Source organism: Enterobacter sp. 01-M-02-SI-ECC, assembly GCF_047530595.1.
GTDB classification, from domain to species: domain Bacteria; phylum Pseudomonadota; class Gammaproteobacteria; order Enterobacterales; family Enterobacteriaceae; genus Enterobacter; species Enterobacter cloacae_M.
The window spans coordinates 1-3,835 of record NZ_JBLKCZ010000062.1 but is presented as its reverse complement, the minus strand read 5'-3'; the positions used below and the strand labels follow the sequence as shown (position 1 = coordinate 3,835).

General features: G+C 49.0%; 4 protein-coding genes and 1 pseudogene. All 5 read right to left on the bottom strand.

Annotated elements, in window-relative coordinates; genetic code table 11:
• Nucleotides 1–424: 424 nt before the first annotated feature.
• Complete coding sequence (locus ACMWLG_RS25355; protein ID WP_065707752.1) at nt 425–886, bottom strand: hypothetical protein; 462 nt, start codon at nt 884–886, stop codon at nt 425–427.
• A gap of 399 nt (nt 887–1,285) precedes the next feature.
• Complete coding sequence (gene lpxO / locus ACMWLG_RS25350) at nt 1,286–2,200, bottom strand: lipid A hydroxylase LpxO (protein WP_023343074.1); 915 nt, start codon at nt 2,198–2,200, stop codon at nt 1,286–1,288.
• A gap of 270 nt (nt 2,201–2,470) precedes the next feature.
• On the bottom strand, nt 2,471–2,686 hold the full coding sequence (locus tag ACMWLG_RS25345; protein ID WP_023343075.1) for an MbeD family mobilization/exclusion protein: 216 nt from the start codon (nt 2,684–2,686) through the stop codon (nt 2,471–2,473).
• 3 nt (nt 2,687–2,689) lie between these two features.
• Nucleotides 2,690–3,175, bottom strand: coding sequence for an MbeB family mobilization protein (locus tag ACMWLG_RS25340; RefSeq protein ID WP_141086899.1), 486 nt, complete (start codon nt 3,173–3,175; stop codon nt 2,690–2,692).
• Between the two features lie 370 nt (nt 3,176–3,545).
• A pseudogene (locus ACMWLG_RS25335) lies at nt 3,546–3,761 on the bottom strand (nuclease); the annotation flags it as partial.
• Nucleotides 3,762–3,835 lie beyond the last annotated feature (74 nt).

Sequence of the window (3,835 nt, the reverse complement as noted above, 5' to 3'; positions counted from 1 at the left end):
TACCCGTCAGCGAAAAGTAATACCCCTCTGGAGGCCACGGACGGCGCGGCCTCCAGAGCACTTTGTCGTTTTTGGACGGAAAATCCCTAGAACCCCATTCCGGTAACTATCAACTTGAGTCCAACCCGGAAAGACACGACAAAATCGCCATTGGCGGTAGCCACTGGTAAGCAGGATGTGCGAGAGATGTATCGAGAGTTCTTGAAGTGGTGGCCGGACTACGGCTACACTGGAAGGACAGATTTGGTGACACGTCTCGCACAAGACTGTTACCACGGTTCAGAAGTTCCCCAACTTACTGAACCTTCGAAAAACCACCTCCCCAGGTGGTTTTTTCGTTTTCAGAGCAAGAGATTACGCGCAGAGCAAAACGATCTCAAGAAGATCATTTTACAAATTGGATAATATCCCTCCGCCCCTAACACTAATATAAAATTATCGGGCTTGCATGCCCCTCACCATTTTCCCCATATCCACCACCAAACAATAGTTCGTCGAGTTCTTTGCTAGCTTGATCAATACACGCAGCCACATGAATAGCAGAAGGGTACTCATCATACTGAAAATTATCGCTTTTTTCAGGAGGGAGTCGATCATAATACGGATGACAATCCACATAATAATGACGTATTAGCATCCCAGTTTTATCTTCGTACTCTGATGGCTGCAACGTACTCCCTGGGAAAGCTTTTGCAACATGTATAGCAGCTTGAAAGGTATCAAAATATCGCCCAAACATTGGCGTTTCAAAGCTAGGCGACTCTGTCGAAAAATCCCCCATAACTTGCGCCAAATAACCATTATCTATCTGCCATTGAACATCTGATCCCATAGCCCACTCTCCCAGAGTTACTCCTAATAAATAACCATAATATGTATTTACCATAACGCTTCTTGGCCGCACCCCCTGAGAGCCCCTCAGCGCGTTTCTGCGGCCTGAGGGCCGTTTCCGGCACCTTTCCCCGGCCCAAACCCTGAAAAACGCCCCTGATAATTTCTGCGCGGCTGCATGGCTATGCACAAGAGTGAATGGCGGCCGGTTTCGTGAAGGAAATACCGTGAAAGCTCCGAAAGAAACGCTTAATTGCACAGCAGCACATGAACGTGATCAGATGAAATCTGTCTACTGCCGCACTTCTTCACGAAAGGCCCGCTGAGCGTCAGATTCGGGCCTTTCTTACTAAAAAGATTTCAATAGAATTTTTTAGCAGGCGATTTTTATCTATAACCATACATTGAGCATAGAAGACCCAAATTTATGTATGACTCAATAGAAAAAAACAAATCACAGCCATCTAAACACTGAGACAGCAAGCCAAACAAAAATCAAAGAAATAACTCCATTTTTAATCAAATAATATAGTTTTCGATTCCTTTTTTTTAGCTTCTGACCTGCATCACGAATAGCATTAACATATTTAAATAAATGATTTATAGCACCAGTCCTGTCATTATTATCGTTGGGTGATGCTGCCGCTGACATTAGCACCCCACCTATCCACCTATTTATTTTTTGTGACCACCGCCACTTCATCGGCCTTTCTATATCACAGAACAAAATAATACGTGTCTGCTCGGTATCATTCTGAGCCCAGTGAACAAAAGTTTCGTCAAAAATTATCACTTCACCATCATGCCAACTGCGGCGTACACCATCAACTTCAATAAAACACCGTTCATCATTTGGTGTTGATAATCCTAAATGATAACGAACTGAACCGGCATAAGGGTCACGATGCTTTCCTAAATGGCTTCCTGAAGGCAATTCAGCAAACATCGCTGCTTTAATACAGGGAATAGAGCTAACCAGTTGGGTTGTTACTGGGCAAAGCCGCTCCGCTGATGGATGAGCATCTCCATACCACTTGAGGTAAAAGCGCTTCCAACCGCGCTTAAAAAATGTATTAAATCCTGCATCATTATTTTTTTCAGATGATTTAATGTGCCCTTGCAAATTAACAGCTTCGTCTCTTATAACCTGCCAGTTATCAATTAATGGTTGAAGTTCAGGAAATGTTTCTGGGGGAAACCATGCCTGCTTTGACGGCAGCTTCGAAAAGCCTGTCATAAACATATTTATCGGAGCCATAAATGTTGAATGATCAAATAACTGCCTGGAAAACTTTTGTTTTATTTTACCGCGAGAATGCGCATACAATACACTGATAAGAAAAACAAAAATAATAATAAGTGACAGCATGTGTATATTCCTTGTTCACGCCAATAATAAAAATCTCTTAAAGATAACATAATGAATGCACTTAAATTATAATCTAAATGCTATTTATCAATAGTATAATCGAAGCTTCACCAGAACATATCTACTACACAGGCAGAGAGGATTTCAGCAGGAATTATGCTGAAATGAATCAAAGGGACGGACCGTGATATACCCGCTGTCGCTGTGATCGTTCGAGCTCCAGCGCTTTCTGATGCCGCGCCTCCCGCACCTGCTGCAGCTCGACGGCATTCAGCCGCTCGACAACCGGCGCAGCTGATCGCTCAAACTCTGCACCTGCCTGCTCAAGCCCGTGACGCGCTCGCTCAGCGCCGCGTTCTCCCGTTGCATAAGACCAGACATCGTCCGCCATTCCGCGAAGGCGCTCTCCCACTCGTCCAGCCTTTTCGAGTAGTCCTGCTGTAGCTGCTCTAATGCGCTCAGCAACTGTTTTTCCAGCTCTGTCATGTGCTATTTCCCCGCCAGTATCATCCAGCTCGAATCCTCTCCGAACCGTCCCGCTTCCGGGTTCACCCTCACGCAGCGGCGTCTCTGCTCGCCGCAGGTCGAGAGCTGCACGCCGCTGTTCCGCTCGGACAGCATCGCCTGCGTGCTCTTCTGCTCCCGGATGCTCACGTAATTGTCGAGTATCTGCTGACTCTGCCACCACAGAATGGCCGCGTTCGAGGCGATCAGCAGCACGGAGACCAGGACGATGGTCAGCCACGTCTGGCTGACCATGCGCAGCATCCCTTTCGTACGCTGGCTCATGGCTGAGGACAGCTTCCGGTCGTGGTCGAGGATGGCGGCGCTGATTCTCTTCTCGCTTTCGCTCAGTTCCGCTCTGACAGACTTCTCGTGCTCGCTGAATGCGGCTTTCAGCATCTCGCCGGTAGTCTGCTGCTGCGCTTTCGATTTCTGCTCTAAGTCCTTCGCCAGCGTTAAAAGACTGTTCATAGATGGCTCCCTTCAGTCGGATGTTTCGCCCCCCGTCCGGGTCGGCAATGCTGATGCTGCTTTTTGTGGTGCGTACCACCTCAAAACCTGCGCTTTCCAGCGCCTCAGTGACGTCCTGGCGGGTTTTCAGCTCCCCGGACGAGGCCAAGGCCAGTAAACCCCGTGTAATTGCCTGAGCGGCTTCCTGCTTCGTTTCCGGCAGCGCGGACGGCGTGACCAGCGCCCGCCGGTTTTCAGGCGCGTTCGGGTCATGCAGCCCCAGCCTGCCGTTCACGATGGTCTGCCAGGCATCAATGCGCGGACGGTCGGCGCGGTCGTAATACGGCTGGAGACGCTTGCCAGTCAGCAGCTCCGTGTTCGGGATCAGGAAGTTCAGCTCCAGCCGCCCCTTATCCTGGTGCTCAACCCACAGCACGCTGTACTGGTCTTTGTCGAGTCCGGGCATCAGAACCCGTTCAAAGCTCGCCATCAGCTTTTCGCGCTGCCCGGGCGGTAAATCCTTTTCGGCAAAGGACAGGACGCCGGATGTGTACTTTTTTGCGTAGGGTGAGGCGTCGATAAGGGGTTCTAGGGATTTTCCGTCCAAAAACGACAAAGTGCTCTGGAGGCCCCGCCGTCTGTGGCCTCCAGAGGGGTATTACTTTTTTCGAGATCCCTATT

Excerpts from the sequence above, each read along its gene's own strand:
- ACMWLG_RS25355 (WP_065707752.1), bottom strand. The coding sequence starts at position 886 with ATGGTAAATACATATTATGGTTATTTATTAGGAGTAACTCTGGGAGAG.
- lpxO (WP_023343074.1), bottom strand. The coding sequence starts at position 2,200 with ATGCTGTCACTTATTATTATTTTTGTTTTTCTTATCAGTGTATTGTAT.
- ACMWLG_RS25345 (WP_023343075.1), bottom strand. The coding sequence starts at position 2,686 with ATGACAGAGCTGGAAAAACAGTTGCTGAGCGCATTAGAGCAGCTACAG.
- ACMWLG_RS25340 (WP_141086899.1), bottom strand. The coding sequence starts at position 3,175 with ATGAACAGTCTTTTAACGCTGGCGAAGGACTTAGAGCAGAAATCGAAA.